Source organism: Streptomyces sp. NBC_00483 (assembly GCF_036013745.1).
In the GTDB taxonomy this organism is placed as follows: Bacteria; Actinomycetota; Actinomycetes; order Streptomycetales; family Streptomycetaceae; genus Streptomyces.
Genome location: NZ_CP107880.1, coordinates 4046943 through 4060872, shown reverse-complemented (window position 1 = coordinate 4060872; position 13930 = coordinate 4046943). Strand labels below are relative to the sequence as shown.

General features: G+C 69.8%; 17 protein-coding genes. 10 read left to right on the top strand and 7 right to left on the bottom strand.

All coding sequences use genetic code 11. From position 1 onward, the window contains the following. The first annotated feature begins 267 nt into the window (after window positions 1-267). Both OHA73_RS17950 and OHA73_RS17945 read left to right on the top strand, forming a co-directional pair. Window positions 268-909 carry an IclR family transcriptional regulator gene (locus tag OHA73_RS17950; RefSeq protein ID WP_266710835.1) on the top strand — a complete coding sequence of 214 codons (642 nt, stop codon included), beginning with the start codon at window positions 268-270 and terminating at the stop codon, window positions 907-909. Between the two features lie 106 nt (window positions 910-1015). Further along, complete coding sequence (locus OHA73_RS17945) at window positions 1016-1807, top strand: S16 family serine protease (protein WP_266710833.1); 792 nt, start codon at window positions 1016-1018, stop codon at window positions 1805-1807. A gap of 18 nt (window positions 1808-1825) precedes the next feature. On the opposite strand, the gene OHA73_RS17940 is transcribed toward OHA73_RS17945, so the two are convergent. The 5 genes from OHA73_RS17940 to OHA73_RS17920 are packed head-to-tail and all read right to left on the bottom strand — an operon-like array spanning window position 1826 to window position 6124. Next, window positions 1826-2797 (bottom strand): glycine betaine ABC transporter substrate-binding protein, encoded by a 972-nt coding sequence (locus tag OHA73_RS17940; protein ID WP_327658482.1) that lies wholly within the window; start codon window positions 2795-2797, stop codon window positions 1826-1828. Window positions 2798-2820: 23 nt separating this feature from the next. Beyond that, window positions 2821-3699 (bottom strand): ABC transporter permease, encoded by an 879-nt coding sequence (locus OHA73_RS17935; RefSeq protein WP_266710831.1) that lies wholly within the window; start codon window positions 3697-3699, stop codon window positions 2821-2823. Beyond that, complete coding sequence (locus tag OHA73_RS17930; RefSeq protein WP_323179533.1) at window positions 3696-4979, bottom strand: betaine/proline/choline family ABC transporter ATP-binding protein; 1284 nt, start codon at window positions 4977-4979, stop codon at window positions 3696-3698. The genes OHA73_RS17935 and OHA73_RS17930 overlap by 4 nt, the downstream gene beginning before the upstream one ends. Then, window positions 4972-5619 carry an ABC transporter permease gene (locus tag OHA73_RS17925; protein ID WP_266710829.1) on the bottom strand — a complete coding sequence of 216 codons (648 nt, stop codon included), beginning with the start codon at window positions 5617-5619 and terminating at the stop codon, window positions 4972-4974. The genes OHA73_RS17930 and OHA73_RS17925 overlap by 8 nt, the downstream gene beginning before the upstream one ends. Window positions 5620-5653: 34 nt before the next feature. Beyond that, complete coding sequence (locus OHA73_RS17920) at window positions 5654-6124, bottom strand: Lrp/AsnC family transcriptional regulator (RefSeq protein ID WP_266710827.1); 471 nt, start codon at window positions 6122-6124, stop codon at window positions 5654-5656. 149 nt (window positions 6125-6273) lie between these two features. Between OHA73_RS17920 and hppD the strand changes: the two genes are divergently transcribed. From hppD to OHA73_RS17890, 6 genes are all read left to right on the top strand, one after another. After that, window positions 6274-7419 carry a 4-hydroxyphenylpyruvate dioxygenase gene (hppD, locus tag OHA73_RS17915; protein WP_266710825.1) on the top strand — a complete coding sequence of 382 codons (1146 nt, stop codon included), beginning with the start codon at window positions 6274-6276 and terminating at the stop codon, window positions 7417-7419. 22 nt (window positions 7420-7441) lie between these two features. Continuing rightward, window positions 7442-7726, top strand: coding sequence for a hypothetical protein (locus OHA73_RS17910; RefSeq protein WP_323187268.1), 285 nt, complete (start codon window positions 7442-7444; stop codon window positions 7724-7726). Beyond that, entirely contained in the window at window positions 7719-8018 is a 300-nt protein-coding gene (locus tag OHA73_RS17905) for an SH3-like domain-containing protein (protein WP_327655534.1), read from the top strand. The genes OHA73_RS17910 and OHA73_RS17905 overlap by 8 nt, the downstream gene beginning before the upstream one ends. Then, entirely contained in the window at window positions 8008-8595 is a 588-nt protein-coding gene (gene nthA / locus OHA73_RS17900) for a nitrile hydratase subunit alpha (protein ID WP_327655533.1), read from the top strand. The genes OHA73_RS17905 and nthA overlap by 11 nt, the downstream gene beginning before the upstream one ends. A 101-nt stretch (window positions 8596-8696) precedes the next feature. Beyond that, the gene (locus tag OHA73_RS17895; RefSeq protein ID WP_327655532.1) at window positions 8697-10067 is read left to right on the top strand and encodes an FAD-binding oxidoreductase; all 1371 of its coding nucleotides are present in this window, start codon (window positions 8697-8699) and stop codon (window positions 10065-10067) included. 198 nt (window positions 10068-10265) lie between these two features. Beyond that, window positions 10266-10460: a hypothetical protein gene (locus tag OHA73_RS17890; protein ID WP_266710816.1), complete on the top strand. Its 195-nt coding sequence runs from the start codon at window positions 10266-10268 to the stop codon at window positions 10458-10460. Window positions 10461-10482: 22 nt separating this feature from the next. On the opposite strand, the gene OHA73_RS17885 is transcribed toward OHA73_RS17890, so the two are convergent. Then, window positions 10483-10962 (bottom strand): SsgA family sporulation/cell division regulator, encoded by a 480-nt coding sequence (locus tag OHA73_RS17885; RefSeq protein WP_266710814.1) that lies wholly within the window; start codon window positions 10960-10962, stop codon window positions 10483-10485. 233 nt (window positions 10963-11195) lie between these two features. Here OHA73_RS17885 and OHA73_RS17880 point away from each other — a divergent pair, with 233 nt between their 5' ends. Both OHA73_RS17880 and OHA73_RS17875 read left to right on the top strand, forming a co-directional pair. Further along, window positions 11196-12626 carry an RDD family protein gene (locus OHA73_RS17880; protein WP_327655531.1) on the top strand — a complete coding sequence of 477 codons (1431 nt, stop codon included), beginning with the start codon at window positions 11196-11198 and terminating at the stop codon, window positions 12624-12626. Window positions 12627-12732: 106 nt separating this feature from the next. Next, a complete protein-coding gene (locus OHA73_RS17875) occupies window positions 12733-13380 on the top strand; it encodes an RDD family protein (protein WP_327655530.1) in 648 nt (215 codons plus the stop codon). A 36-nt stretch (window positions 13381-13416) separates the two neighbouring features. On the opposite strand, the gene OHA73_RS17870 is transcribed toward OHA73_RS17875, so the two are convergent. Further along, window positions 13417-13713, bottom strand: coding sequence for a hypothetical protein (locus tag OHA73_RS17870; protein WP_266710808.1), 297 nt, complete (start codon window positions 13711-13713; stop codon window positions 13417-13419). Between the last annotated feature and the right edge of the window lie 217 nt (window positions 13714-13930).

The window sequence follows — 13930 nt, the reverse complement described above, 5'->3', positions numbered from 1 at the left end:
GCGGGCAATCGCGCACATCTCCGGCCGTTGGCTGCCCGGATTCTGGACGGAGTCTTCCGCTCAGCGGGACGACCTCGCTACATTCCGGGCAACGCACACGCCCCGTGGCAGAGCCGCCGCGGAGCGCAGCCGGTGCGTCCAATGACAGCCGTAAGCAGCCCAGCGCCTGATCACCGACCGGCGGCCTCTGACGCGCGTCGCCCACGGGACAGGTGACGCGACCCCCGCGCAGAGACCGTCGTCCCTCACCACTAAGGAGTGGGCGTCGTGACCGCGGAGACCTCCCAGACGCTCGACCGGGGACTGCGCGTCCTCAAACTGCTCGCAGACACCGACCACGGCCTGACCGTCACCGAGCTCTCCAACAAGCTCGGGGTCAACCGCACGGTCGTCTACCGCCTGCTCGCCACCCTCGAACAGCACGCCCTCGTCCGTCGCGACCTGGGTGGCCGCGCCCGCGTCGGACTCGGCGTCCTGCGCCTCGGCCGCCAGGTCCACCCCTTGGTACGCGAGGCGGCGCTGCCCGCCCTGCGCTCCCTCGCCGAGGACATCGGGGCGACGGCCCACCTCACCCTGGTGGACGGTACGGAGGCCCTCGCCGTGGCCGTCGTCGAGCCGACCTGGACCGACTACCACGTGGCGTACCGCACGGGCTTCCGCCACCCGCTCGACCGGGGCGCCGCGGGCCGCGCCATCCTCGGCGCCCGCCAGGGCGTGCTCCCCGAGTCCGGCTACACGCTCACCCACGGCGAACTGGAGGCGGGCGCCAGCGGCGCGGCCGCGCCACTGCTGGGCGTGACCGGCCTGGAGGGCAGCGTGGGCGTGGTCATGCTCTCGGACTCCGTCCCGGAACGGGTGGGCCCCAGGGTCCTGGACGCGGCCCGCGAAGTGTCGGACGCGCTCCGGTAACTCCCTCGGCGACGGCGTTGCGCTCCGGGGCTCCGCCCCGGACCCCGCGCCTCAATCGTCGGCGGGGCTGGATTTTGCCGAAACGCCCTCACGTTAGAGTCAACCCGTGCTCAATCGCCTCAGCCGCCCCGTTGCCATCGCCGCCTGCGCGGCTCCGGTCGTCGCCCTCCTCGCGGTAGCGGGTTTCGCCCCGCTGCCGTTCTCCGTCGCGCAGCCCGGGCCCACGACGAACGTGCTCGGGAAGTCGGACGGCAAACCCGTCATCGACATCAGCGGCGCCCCCACCCGCCCCACGGACGGCAAGCTGCGCGCGGTGACCATCGTGGCGACGGGCCCCGACGCCTCCGTGCACCTCAGCGACGTACTCGACGGCTGGTTCGCCGAGAACCGCGCGGTCATGCCGCGCGACGCGGTGTACCCGTCGGGCGACTCGACGAAGGAGGTCGAGCAGCACAACCAGCAGGAGATGAAGGGCTCGCAGGACGCCGCCACCGAGGCCGCCCTGTCCTATCTCGGCAAGTCCTCGAAGGACATCAAGGTCGACCTCCAGCTCGGCGACGTCGGCGGCCCGAGCGCAGGACTGCTCTTCTCCCTCGGCATCATCGACATGCTGGACGGCGACGGCAGCGGCGGCGACCTCACCGGCGGGAAGTCCATCGCAGGCACCGGCACCATCGACGCCAAGGGCAAGGTCGGCCCGGTCGGCGGCGTCTCGCTGAAGGTGCAGGCCGCCGACCGCGACGGCGCCACGGTCTTCCTCGTACCGAAGGCGGAGTGCTCGGACGCGAAGGCCTCCGCACCGGATTCGATGAAGCTGATCTCGGTGAGCACGCTCAAGGGCACGATGACCGCGCTGACGAACATGGAGAAGGGCTCGGGCACGGTCCCGGAGTGCTGACGCTGAAGGACCGGACACTCACTCCTTGACGAAGCCCTCCTTCACCAGCCAGTCCTTCGCCACGTCGTGCGGGTCCTGCCCTTCGACGTCCACCTTCGAGTTGAGGTCCTGGGCGACGGTGTTGTTGAGCTTCTTCGTGATCGGCTCCAGGATGTCCGCCATCGCCGGGTACTTCTTGAGCGCCTTGGTGTTGATCGAGGGCGCCGCGTTGTAGTTCGGGAAGAACTTCTTGTCGTCCTCCATGACGTTCAGGTGCATCGCCTTGATCCGGCCGTCGGTCGTGTAGACCTCGCCGTAGGTGCAACTGCCCTTGGACGCCTGGGTATAGATGATGCCGCTGTCCATCTGCGTGATGTTGGCGGTGGGCAGATTCATCCCGTACGCCTTCTGCATGCCGGGCAGACCGTCGGCCCGGTTGGCGAACTCGCTCTCCACGCACAGCGTGACGGCCTTCGGGTTCTTCTTGGCGAGCGCGGCGACGTCGGAGAGCGTCTTGGTGCCGTACTTCTTGAAGTTGGCGTCGTTCATGGCGAGCGCGTAGGTGTTGTTGAGCTCGGCCTGCGGCAGCCAGGTGATGCCGTTCTTCTTGTCGGCCTTGGCCACGGCCTCGTACTGCTTCTGCGGGTCGGTGATCGGGTCCGAGTTGCCGAGATACGTGATCCAGGCCGTGCCCGTGTACTCGTACATGGCGTCGGCGTCACCGGACTTGATGGCCTCGCGGGCGCCGATGGAGCCCTGGATGCCGGTCCGGTCGAGGACGTCCGCGCCGGCCGCCTTGAACGCGATGCCCATGATCGCGCCGAGCACCAGCTGCTCGGTGAACTCCTTGGACGTGACGGTGATGTCCGCGCCCGCCAGGGGCTTGCCCTTGCCGACGGAGCCGGGCTGCACATCGTCGACCAGCGGGCTGCCACTGGTCAGTCCGCAGCCGCTCGCGAGGAGCGCGATCCCGCAGCTCGCCGCGACCGCCACACGTACGCGGTACTTCATGGGCTTCACGGGGTTGAAGGACCTCATGAGCGCACCTCCAACCCGCGCGGGCGCAGCAGCAGTTCGGCCAGCGAGGCCAGCCAGTCGACGAGCAGGGCCAGCGCGATCGTCAGGATCGAGCCGAGCATCAGGACCGGCATGCGCTGGTTGGTGATCCCGGTGGTGATGAGGACGCCGAGCCCGCCGCCACCGCCGAAGGTGGCCAGCGTCGCCGTACCGACGTTGAGGACGAGCGCCGTGCGCACGCCCGCGAGGATCAGCGGTACGGCGAGGGGGAGTTCGACCTTGCTGAGCACCCCCATCGGCGACATCCCGATGCCCTTCGCCGCTTCGAGGAGCGTCGGATCGTTGGCCTTCAGGCCCGCGATGGTGTTGGAGAGCACCGGCAGGATCGCGTAGATGATGATGCCGATCAGGGCCGACTTCTCGCCGATGCCCAGCCAGATGACGAGCAGGGCGAGCAGGCCGATGGCCGGGGTGGCCTGGCCCATGTTGGCGATCGCCAGGGCGAACGGGGTCGCCTTGCGGAACATCTTGCGGGTCAGCAGGATCCCCAGCGGGATCGCGATGATCAGCACGAAGAACGTCGAGATCACCGTCAGGCTGATGTGCTGGCGCAGCGCCTTCCACACCTTGCCGCCCGCGATGGCGTTCTCGGAGATCGTGTCGAGGTCGGCGTTGCGGAACCAGAGCCAGGTGATGAGCAGGACGAGGATCAGGAACACCGGAAGGAACGTCAGCTTCTTCCAGGTGATGCGGGACGGTTCCTTCCGGGCGGGCGGGGAGGGCGGCGGTGCCTCCTGCTCGCCCTGGCCCTCGTCGCGGAACGCGAGGCCCTTGACCTCGTGTTCGCCCTCGGGGCGCGCGCCGTTCGGAGGCGATTTTCGGGACGGTGTGCTCACGCCTTCGCCTCCCCGCCGGCGCCCTGGGAGCCCTCCTGCTCGAGGTGCGTCTGCTCGGCGCGCTTCTCCTCCAGCTCGTGCTGGTGCTCGACCGCTTCGAGGCGGTCGGCGTCCAGGAGTTCGTGCACGGAGTTCATCAGCGTCTCCATGTCGACGACGCCCTCGTACGCGCCCCGCCGCCCGGTCACCGCGACGCGGCCCGCGTTGTCGGTGAGGACCGCTTCGAGGGCGTCGCGCAGGGTGGCGTCGCGGGTGACGGTGTCGTGCACGAGGGTGCCCGCGCGGGCGAGGGAGCCCTTGGCGCGCATCAGGTCGCCGCGGCGCAGCCACTTGTAGGGCCGGCCTCGCCTGTCGAGCAGCAGCAACTCGTTCGTGCCGGCCGCCCGCAGCTTGTTGAAGATGTCCTGCAGCGGGTCATCGACGTGCACCGTCGGATAGTCGGTGACCTCCACGTCGCGTACGCGGGTGAGGTTGAGGCGTTTGAGAGCGGCCCCGGCGCCGACGAACCCGGAGACGAAGTCGTCCGCCGGGTTGGTGAGGATCGCCTCCGGGGTGTCGAACTGAGCGATGTGCGACTTCTCGCGGAGCACCGCGATCCGGTCGCCGAGCTTGATCGCCTCGTCGAAGTCGTGCGTGACGAAGACGATCGTCTTGTGCAGCTCGTGCTGGAGCCGGATCAGCTCGTCCTGGAGGTGGTCGCGGGTGATCGGGTCGACGGCGCCGAACGGCTCGTCCATCAACAGGACGGGCGGGTCGGCCGCCAACGCCCGGGCCACGCCGACGCGTTGCTGCTGGCCGCCGGAGAGCTGGCGCGGATAGCGGCCGTGGTACTCGGCGGCGTCGAGGCCGACCAGGTCGAGCATCTCCTCCACCCGCGCCTTGATCTTCGACTTGGACCAGCCGATCATCTTCGGCACGAGCGCGATGTTCTGGGCGACCGTCATGTGCGGGAAGAGCCCGGAGGACTGGATCGCGTACCCGACCTTGCGGCGCAGCTTCACCGGGTCCATGTCGGTGACGTCCTCGCCGCCGATGCGGATGCGCCCGCCGGTCGGCTCGATCAGCCGGTTGATCATCTTCAGCGTCGTGGACTTACCGCAGCCGGACGGGCCGACGAAGATGATCAGCTCGCCCGCCTTGATCTCCATGTTGACGCTGTCCACGGCGGGGTCGGTGGAGCCCGGATAGCGCTTGGTGAGGTTCTCCAGCTCGATGCTGGCCCCGGACGCCTCGGGGGCCCCGGACGGCTCGGTCGTCGCGGTCGTCGTGGTCTCAGGCACGGATCCCCCTCGGGATGGTCAGCCGTCCGATGAGGACGTACGCGGCGTCGAAGAGCAGGGCGAGGATGATGATGCCGAGCGTTCCGGCGAGCACCTGGTTGAGCGCGTTGGCGCTGCCCAGGGAGGCGATGCCGCGGAAGATCTCGTTGCCGAGTCCGGGGCCCGAGGCGAACGCGGCGATGGCGGCGATGCCCATCAGCATCTGCGTGGAGACCCGGATCCCGGTGAGGATCGGCGGCCAGGCGAGCGGCAGTTCCACCTTGAACAGGCGGGCGGTCCGGGACATCCCGATGCCCTTCGCCGCGTCGATGAGCGCCGGGTCGACGCCGCGCAGGCCCACGATCGCGTTCCGCACGATCGGCAGCAGCCCGTACAGGGTCAGCGCGATGACGGTCGGTGCGACGCCGAGCCCCACGATCGGGATCAGCAGACCGATCATGGCGAGCGAGGGGATGGTCAGGATGGTCGAGGTGGCGGTCGTCGCCAGGTTCCCGGCCCATTCGCTGCGGTACGAGACGATGCCGATGACGATGCCGATCAAGGTCGCGAGGACCATGCACTGGAAGACGGCGCTCGCGTGTTGATAGGCGTCGGCGAGCAGCTGCTGGTGCCGGGCGCCCAGGTAGTCCCAGAAGTTCATCGCACCTCACTCCCGGGCGGTGCTCGGATAGCCGTCAGGAATCTCCTGACGCCTGCTCCACGAGCGGGATGATCCGCAGCGGAACAGGATTTTCCATGACGATCGCCGTGGAAGCCCGGACGATGCCATCAAAACCGACAACCCGGTCGATCACACGTTGAAGATCCGCGTTCGAGCGGGCCACGAGGCGGCACAACATGTCCCCGCTACCGGTCGTCGTATGCAGTTCCAGGACCTCGGGGACGCCGTCCAAATGGGTCCTGACATCGGCTCCTTGCCCCTGCCTGATCTGCAGCGTCGCGAACGCGGTGACCGGGTAGCCGAGCGCCGCCGGGTCCACCTGGGGGCCGAACCCGCGGATGACTCCGTTCGAGGTAAGCCGGTCGAGGCGGGCCTGCACGGTGCCGCGCGCGACGCCGAGCCGGCGGGACATCTCGAGCACCCCGATCCGCGGTTCGCGCGCGAGCAGCACGATGAGCCGCCCGTCCAGATCGTCGATCGCCATGTACGCCTCCGCCGTCGTCCCGCTGCCGCCCCGTCGCCGGGTGGTCACCCTGTACAAGCAGCCCGCAGAAACGGACCCTCCACTGGTCACATTGCCCAGCGAAAACGCAAACTATTGCGCACCTTGCGGACCGGCGGGAGTCTCACGGTATGACGCAGACCACACAGCACACCCCCGACACCGCCCGGCAGGCCGATCCCTTCCCGGTGAAGGGGATGGACGCGGTCGTCTTCGCCGTGGGCAACGCCAAGCAGGCCGCGCACTACTACTCGACCGCCTTCGGCATGAAGCTCGTCGCCTACTCCGGACCGGAGAACGGCAGCCGCGAGACCGCCTCCTACGTCCTCACCAACGGCTCGGCCCGCTTCGTCCTCACGTCCGTCATCAGGCCCTCCACCGAGTGGGGTCGTTTCCTCGCCGACCACGTCGCGGCGCACGGCGACGGCGTCGTCGACCTCGCCATCGAGGTCCCGGACGCGCGCGCCGCGTACAAGTACGCCACCGAGCACGGCGCCCGTGGCATCGAGGAGCCGTACGAGACGAAGGACGAGCACGGCACCGTCGTGCGCGCCGCCATCGCCACGTACGGCAAGACCCGCCACACCCTCGTCGAGCGCTCCGGCTACGACGGCCCCTACCTGCCCGGCTTCGCGGCCGCCGCCCCGATCGTCGAGCCCCCGGCCAAGCGCACCTTCCAGGCCATCGACCACTGCGTCGGCAATGTCGAGCTCGGCAAGATGAACGAGTGGGTGGCGTTCTACAACAAGGTCATGGGCTTCACGAACATGAAGGAGTTCGTGGGCGACGACATCGCGACCGAGTACAGCGCGCTGATGTCGAAGGTGGTCGCGGACGGCACCCTCAAGGTGAAGTTCCCGATCAACGAACCGGCCATCGCCAAGAAGAAGTCGCAGATCGACGAGTACCTGGAGTTCTACGGCGGCGCCGGCGTCCAGCACCTCGCGCTCGCCACGAACGACATCGTCGCGTCCGTAAAGGCCATGCGTGCGGCGGGAGTTCAGTTCCTGGACACCCCGGACTCGTACTACGACACCCTCGGCGAGTGGGCGGGCGAGACCCGCGTGCCCGTCGAGACGCTGCGCGAGCTGAAGATCCTCGTCGACCGTGACGAGGACGGCTACCTGCTGCAGATCTTCACCAAGCCGGTCCAGGACAAGCCGACCGTCTTCTTCGAGATGATCGAGCGGCACGGCTCCATGGGCTTCGGAAAGGGCAACTTCAAGGCGCTCTTCGAGGCGATCGAGCGGGAGCAGGAGAAGCGCGGAAATCTCTGACCGGCGCTCGTAGGCTGGCCTCATGGCCAGGATGAACGATGTAGGCGGAACGACAGGGTTCGGCGCCATCGACACCACCGATGACGCCGAACCCTTCCACGCGGACTGGGAGGCGCGGGTCTTCGCGCTCCAGCGCGCGCTGCTCGTCCAGAAGGTCTTCAACCTCGACGAGTTCCGGGACGCCATCGAGACGATGCCGCCCCAGGAGTACCTCGCGGCCTCGTACTACGAGCGCTGGTTCCACGCGATCCGGACGCTCCTCGAGCGCAAGGGCGTCATCGAGGAAGGGGTGCTCGACCGTGCCTGATCCCGAGCAACCCGCATACGTGGCCGGGGACTTGGTCCGTACGTACCGGCACGACCCGCCGCACCACACCCGCCTGCCGCGCTACGCCCGCGGCAAGCTCGGCGTCGTCGTCGAGCCGGAGGGCCGGGCGCCGCTCGCCGACGTGCGTGCGCAGGGGCGTGGGGACGCGCCCGTCGAGATGATCTACGCGGTGCGGTTCGCGGCGCGCGAGCTGTGGGGCGAGGGCGAGCACGACGTCGTCCTCGACCTGTCCGAGAGCTACCTGAGGAAGGCCGACGGCGATGTCCGGTAACCACGACGACGCGGTGATCTCCCGCCAAGTACGGCTCCTGGAAAGCCTGTTGGAGGAGAAGGGCATCGTCGGCGGCGAGACGGTCGACGAGGTCATCGACGGCTTCCTCGCGGGCGCGTCTCCGGTCAACGGGGCGAAGGTGGTGGCCCGCGCCTGGACCGACCCGGCTTTCAAGGAGCGGCTGCTGGCGGACGGCTCGGAGGCGGTGGCCGAACTGGGCTTCTCCAGTGGGGGAGTTCAGCCCCAGAGGCTGCGCGTCACCGAGAACACGGCCGACGTGCACAACATGATCGTGTGCACGCTCTGCTCCTGCTACCCGCTGCGACTCCTCGGCCCGTCTCCCGGCTGGTACAAGAGCGAGGCGTACCGCTCGCGGGTGGTACGCGAACCCCTCGCGGTGCTGGGTGAGTTCGGCGTGACCCTCCCGGACGACGTCAAGGTCACCGTCTGGGACTCCAGCGCGGAGACCCGCTACATGGTCCTGCCGAGGCGTCCCGCCGGAACGGATGGACTGAGCGAGCCGGAGTTGGCGTCCCTGATCACCCGCAACGGCCTGATCGGCACGGCGCTGGTGTAACCCGATCAAGCCCCGCCTTTGGACGAGAGCCTGCGGGGTCCGGGGCAGAGCCCCGGCAGTAAGGGGTTCACACAGGTGGCACGGAGTGCGAGGCTGTGATCATGAGCCGCACACTCATGGAAGAGCTCCGTACGGGCCTGCCCGCGGAAGCGATCCTCGTCGACGCCGACGTCACCGCCTCGTACGCCCACGACATGGCGAGCTTCTGTGACGCCGGCACGCCGGCCGTCGTCGTCCTGCCGCGCACCGTCGAAGAGGTCCAGCACGTGATGCGCACGGCGACCGCGCTGCGCGTCCCGGTCGTCCCGCAGGGCGCCCGCACGGGCCTGTCGGGCGGGGCCAACGCGAGCGAGGGCTGCATCGTCCTCTCGCTCGTCAAGATGGACCGCATCCTGGAGATCAACCCGGTCGACCGGATCGCCGTCGTCGAACCGGGCGTCATCAACGCCACGATCTCCCGCGCGGTGAACGAGCACGGGCTCTACTACCCGCCGGACCCCTCCAGCTGGGAAATGTGCACCATCGGCGGCAACATCGGCACGGCCTCCGGCGGCCTGTGCTGCGTGAAGTACGGAGTGACGGCGGAGTACGTGCTCGGGCTCGACGTCGTCCTCGCCGACGGGCGGCTGCTGCAGACGGGCAGGCGCACCGCGAAGGGCGTCGCCGGCTACGACCTGACGCGGCTCTTCGTCGGCTCCGAGGGCAGCCTCGGTATCGTGGTCAAGGCGACGCTCGCGCTGAAGCCACAGCCGCCCCAACAGCTCGTGCTCGCGGCCGAGTTCGGCTCGGCGGAGGCCGCCTGCGACGCGGTCTGCCGGATCATGGAGGGCGGGCACGTCCCGTCCCTGCTCGAACTCATGGACCGTACGACGGTGAAGGCCGTCAACGACATGTCCCACATGGGCCTGCCGGAGACCACGGAGGCGCTGCTCCTCGCCGCCTTCGACACCTCGGACCCGACCGCGGACCTCGCGGCCGTCGGCGCGCTGTGCGAGGCCGCGGGCGCCACCCAGGTCGTGCCCGCCGAGGACGCCGCGGAGTCCGAACTGCTGCTCCAGGCAAGGCGGTTGTCGCTCACCGCCCTCGAAGCGGTCAAGGGCACCACGATGATCGACGACGTGTGCGTGCCCCGCTCCAAGCTCGGCGAGCTGCTCGAAGGCGTGGAGCGGATCGCCGAGAAGTACGACCTCACCATCGGGGTGTGCGCGCACGCGGGCGACGGCAACACGCACCCCACCGTCTGCTTCGACGCGCAGGACGCCGACGAGGGGCGCCGCGCCCGTGAGTCGTTCGACGAGATCATGGCGCTCGGCCTCGAACTCGGCGGCACCATCACCGGCGAGCACGGCGTCGGCGTGCTGAAGAAGGAGTGGCTCGCCCGCGAGCTGGGCCCGGTCGGGGTCGAGATGCAGCAGGCGGTGAAGGCGGCCTTCGACCCGCTGGGCCTCCTCAACCCGGGCAAGCTGTTCTGACCGCTGTCCTGATCGCTGTCCCGATCCCTGCTCTGGTGACCGTCCTGATCGCGGGGAGTGCGGCCCCGGTCACGTACGGCCCGCATAAAGGACGAAAGCCTCATGTGACGGGGTGCACTCCGGCGGGATCCTGAAGGGGTCGCACGGCCGGCCGTCAGGGCGCCGGTCGGCATCCCGCAGCCCGATGAGGTCCCGCCGATGAGCGCCAGCAACGTCAGCCGTAACCACGACAAGTCCGCCCGCCGCCGCAGGACGACCGCCGCCGTACTGGTCGGCGCCATCGCGCTCTCCTCCGTCGGCCTCGCGGTCGGCACGGCGGTCGCCGACCCGGGCCCCGCCCCGGCGGGCGCCACGCTCACCGGCACGTTGGACCCGGGCACACCTTCCGAGTGATCCCGCCCCCGTGCCGGGCCCCTCACAGGTCGTCGGAGGACGACTCGTCCCCCGGCCACGGGTCGCACAGGTACAGGTCGTCGGCGGCCGGGGCCGTGGTGAGCAGCTCGGCCAGGGCGTCGTCGATGCCGAGCTGATCCGTCTCCGTGCCGGGCGGCACCGCCCGCAGCGTCCGCTCCAGCCAGGCCGAGACCTGCGTGGTCGGCATCTCGAGCAGCGCGTCCCCGTCCGGCGAACTCAGCGCCACCAGAACCACGCTGCGCCCGTCCACCTTCGTCGGCCACACCCGCACGTCCCCGTGCCCGCACGGCCGGAACACCCCTTCCACGAGCAGCTCGCGGGCGAACGTCCAGTTGACCGGGTGGTGCGAGCCGATGTGGAACGTGATGTGGACGGCGTAGGGATCGTCGGTTCGGTAGGACAGTCGGGCCGGGACGGGGATGCTCCGCTCCGGCGAGAGCACGAGCTTCAGTTCCAGTTCGCGTTCCACCACGGTGTGCATGTCGTGCGTTTCCTCTCCGTCGTACGGGTCCGGAGCGGGCCCGTTGGAAGGTGAGAGCGCGATCTGCCGGGAGCATTACGCGAGTTCGACGAAGATATTTCTCCGCTCTCCGACAAGGGGCGTCACGTTCCCCGAAAAGTGGTCCGTAACGGTGGAGCGGCACGGGCGGGCGCGGCGGTCTGATAGATGTGGAACCCACAACAAGACCCCCGAGCAGATACGGGACGACGGACATGAGTGCGCCAACCCCGGCCCCCGGTGACGACAGGCCCCGCGAAGGCTACTACCCCGATCCGTCCATTCCCGGATATGTCCGGTACTGGAACGGGGCTGCGTGGGTCCCGGGCACCAGCCGCCCCGCCCCCTCCGACGGACAATCCCTTCCGGCCCCGCCCGGTGGGGGTGCCGCCCCCGCCCCCAACTCGGTGTCCGAGCCCCCTCCCGCGGAGGAGACAGGACCCGTCTTCCTCGACGAGGAGCCCTCCATCCGTACGGAGATGGGGCCCTCGGACCACGGCGCACCCGCGGCCCCCGAGCCCGCGTCCGCCTGGGGGGCCAACACCGCCCGGCAGACGGGCTTCGGCACCGAGCAGGCGAACCGGGTCTCCTGGGGCGCGGCCCCGGGCGCCGAGACCCCCGAGCAGGCCTCCCCGGAGGCGTCCCCGCCGCCGGACCGCACGGACGGCACGGTCAAGCTCCGCGCCATGCAGCAGCCGGGAGGCGGGCAGCAGGCCCCCGCCGACGGCACGATGGCGTTCCGCGCGCTGCCGAAGCAGGATGGGCAGAGCGGCCAGGGCGGGCAGGGCGGCGGGGCCGCCACGCCGGGCCAGTCCCAGGCGCAGGCCCGCGCGGGCCTGAACCCGCAGCCGGCTCCGCAGGCCCCGGCCGCCCCGGCCCATCCGAACGTCCCGCAACAACAGCCGCAGCAGCCCCAGCAGCCGCAACAACAACAGCAGCCGCCCCAGGCGCAGGCGCACCTCCAGAGCCCCATGACGCAGGGGCCCGGCGGCGGCTCCCCTTCGTGGCCGCAGCAGGTGCACCAGCTGGCGGGCCAGGGGCAGGCGCAGGGACAAGGCCCGGCCCAGGGCCAGGCACCCGCGGCGGACCCGAACGGTCCGGTGACGCCGTTCAAGCCGGTCGCCACCGACCCGTTCCTCGCCGCGGCGCAGGCCGCGGCGGCGGCCCGCCCGGCAAGCCTCGGCAAGCGGCTCGCGGCCCGGCTCATCGACTCGGTCGTCGTCGGCGCGGTCACCGCGATCGCCGCCGTACCGCTCGGCACCAAGGCCGCCGACCACATCAACGGCAAGATCGACGAGGCGAAGGCCTCGGGGCACCAGGTCACGGTCTGGCTGCTCGACGGCACGACCGGCATGTACCTGGGCATCGTGCTCGCGGTGCTGCTCGTGGTCGGCACGCTCTACGAGGCGCTGCCGACCTCGAAGTGGGGCTACACCCTCGGCAAGAAGCTGCTCGGCCTGACGGTCCGTGACATCGAGGAGCACGAGGCCCCGACGTTCGTCTCGGCCCTCAAGCGCTGGATCGCGTACAGCGTGCCCGGCGTCCTCGTCGTGGGCGTCCTCGGCGTCCTGTGGGGCGCCTTCGACCGCCCGTGGCGCCAGTGCCTGCACGACAAGGCGGCGCGCACGTTCGTGGCGGCCGACTGACGGCAGGGTCGTCCGACCGACGGCAGAGTCATCCGACTGACGGCAGGGTCATCCGGACGGCGGCCCGCCACGTGCACGGCGGCGGGGTTCGCGTTCCACTCGGGCCATGAGCACCGAACCGCCGCCCTCCGGGTCCGGCCAGCCGCCGGACGACGACCCGTTCCGTAAGCCGCCGCCCAACGACCAGGGCGGCGGCTCGCCGTACGACAACTCCCAGAACCCCTACGACTCGGCGCCCCCACCACCGCCCCCGTACGGCGGTGATCCCTACGGTGGCGGCTACGGCGCCGCCGACCCGCTCGCGGGGATGCCGCCGCTGGCCGACAGCGGCAAGCGCGTCCTCGCGCGGATCATCGACATCATCCTCATCGCGATCGTGGTGGGCCTGCTGTCGTGGATCTTCGGGGTCGGCCAGTACAACATCGACACCGACGAGATGGACGCGGGCAAGCGGCTCGCCCAGTCGCTGATCGGGGCCATTCTCTACGTCGGCTACGACACGATCATGACGGCGAAGACCGGGCAGACGCTCGGCAAGAAGTGGCTGAAGCTGCGCGTCGCCAACCTGAGCGACGGCGCGACGCCCAGCATGCAGACCAACCTGTTGCGCGCGGTCGTCCTGTGGGTGCCCGCGGTGTTCTGCTGCGCCTGCATCTGGACAGCGATCTGCGGCGGCTGGAGCTTCTTCGACAAGCCCTACAAGCAGGGTCTGCACGACAAGGCGGCGAAAACCGTGGTGGTCAGCGCCGCCTGACAGAAGTCCACACCGGCGAACCGGCGGGTCCGTGTCTCACGGGCCCGCCGGTTCGCGTGCGCGTGAGGCCTCGGCCGAGGCCGAGGGGGAGGGGACCCTGGTGCTGAGGCGCTGCGCCGGCACCCGCTCCTCGGCGGAGCCGGGTCCGGCCTCGGGATCTCGTTTGCGGGTCGGCACCGACATCGCCACGAACAGTCCCAGAATGAGCGCCGAGACGGCGATGACCGGGACACCGGGGCCCGATTCGGTCTGGGACAGCAGGACCATGGCGATGGTGGAGCAGACGACGGTGGCCGAACCGTAGGCGAGCTGAGCGACAGTCGGGCGAGGCATGGTGAGATCCGTCCTCGTGACATCGGGGGACTATTCGGACCTGTGCCCGAGCAGAGCACCCGGTAAGCATGCCCTAAGCATTGCCGCAGGAGCATGGGGGGCGCACGGAGTCACCGGGTCCGCCAAGTGGACGGCAGGGCGCGCCTGTTGCCCATGGAGCGGCCGCTGTCGATCCGTCCGTATTCCGAACCAATCGCTCTGCATAGTGCAAAGTGAA

Excerpts from the sequence above, each read along its gene's own strand:
- OHA73_RS17920 (WP_266710827.1), bottom strand. The coding sequence starts at position 6,124 with ATGGCGATCGACGATCTGGACGGGCGGCTCATCGTGCTGCTCGCGCGC.
- OHA73_RS17870 (WP_266710808.1), bottom strand. The coding sequence starts at position 13,713 with ATGCCTCGCCCGACTGTCGCTCAGCTCGCCTACGGTTCGGCCACCGTC.
- nthA (WP_327655533.1), top strand. The coding sequence starts at position 8,008 with ATGTCCGGTAACCACGACGACGCGGTGATCTCCCGCCAAGTACGGCTC.
- hppD (WP_266710825.1), top strand. The coding sequence starts at position 6,274 with ATGACGCAGACCACACAGCACACCCCCGACACCGCCCGGCAGGCCGAT.
- OHA73_RS17910 (WP_323187268.1), top strand. The coding sequence starts at position 7,442 with ATGGCCAGGATGAACGATGTAGGCGGAACGACAGGGTTCGGCGCCATC.
- OHA73_RS17880 (WP_327655531.1), top strand. The coding sequence starts at position 11,196 with ATGAGTGCGCCAACCCCGGCCCCCGGTGACGACAGGCCCCGCGAAGGC.
- OHA73_RS17925 (WP_266710829.1), bottom strand. The coding sequence starts at position 5,619 with ATGAACTTCTGGGACTACCTGGGCGCCCGGCACCAGCAGCTGCTCGCC.
- OHA73_RS17940 (WP_327658482.1), bottom strand. The coding sequence starts at position 2,797 with ATGAAGTACCGCGTACGTGTGGCGGTCGCGGCGAGCTGCGGGATCGCG.
- OHA73_RS17885 (WP_266710814.1), bottom strand. The coding sequence starts at position 10,962 with ATGCACACCGTGGTGGAACGCGAACTGGAACTGAAGCTCGTGCTCTCG.
- OHA73_RS17875 (WP_327655530.1), top strand. The coding sequence starts at position 12,733 with ATGAGCACCGAACCGCCGCCCTCCGGGTCCGGCCAGCCGCCGGACGAC.
- OHA73_RS17890 (WP_266710816.1), top strand. The coding sequence starts at position 10,266 with ATGAGCGCCAGCAACGTCAGCCGTAACCACGACAAGTCCGCCCGCCGC.
- OHA73_RS17895 (WP_327655532.1), top strand. The coding sequence starts at position 8,697 with ATGAGCCGCACACTCATGGAAGAGCTCCGTACGGGCCTGCCCGCGGAA.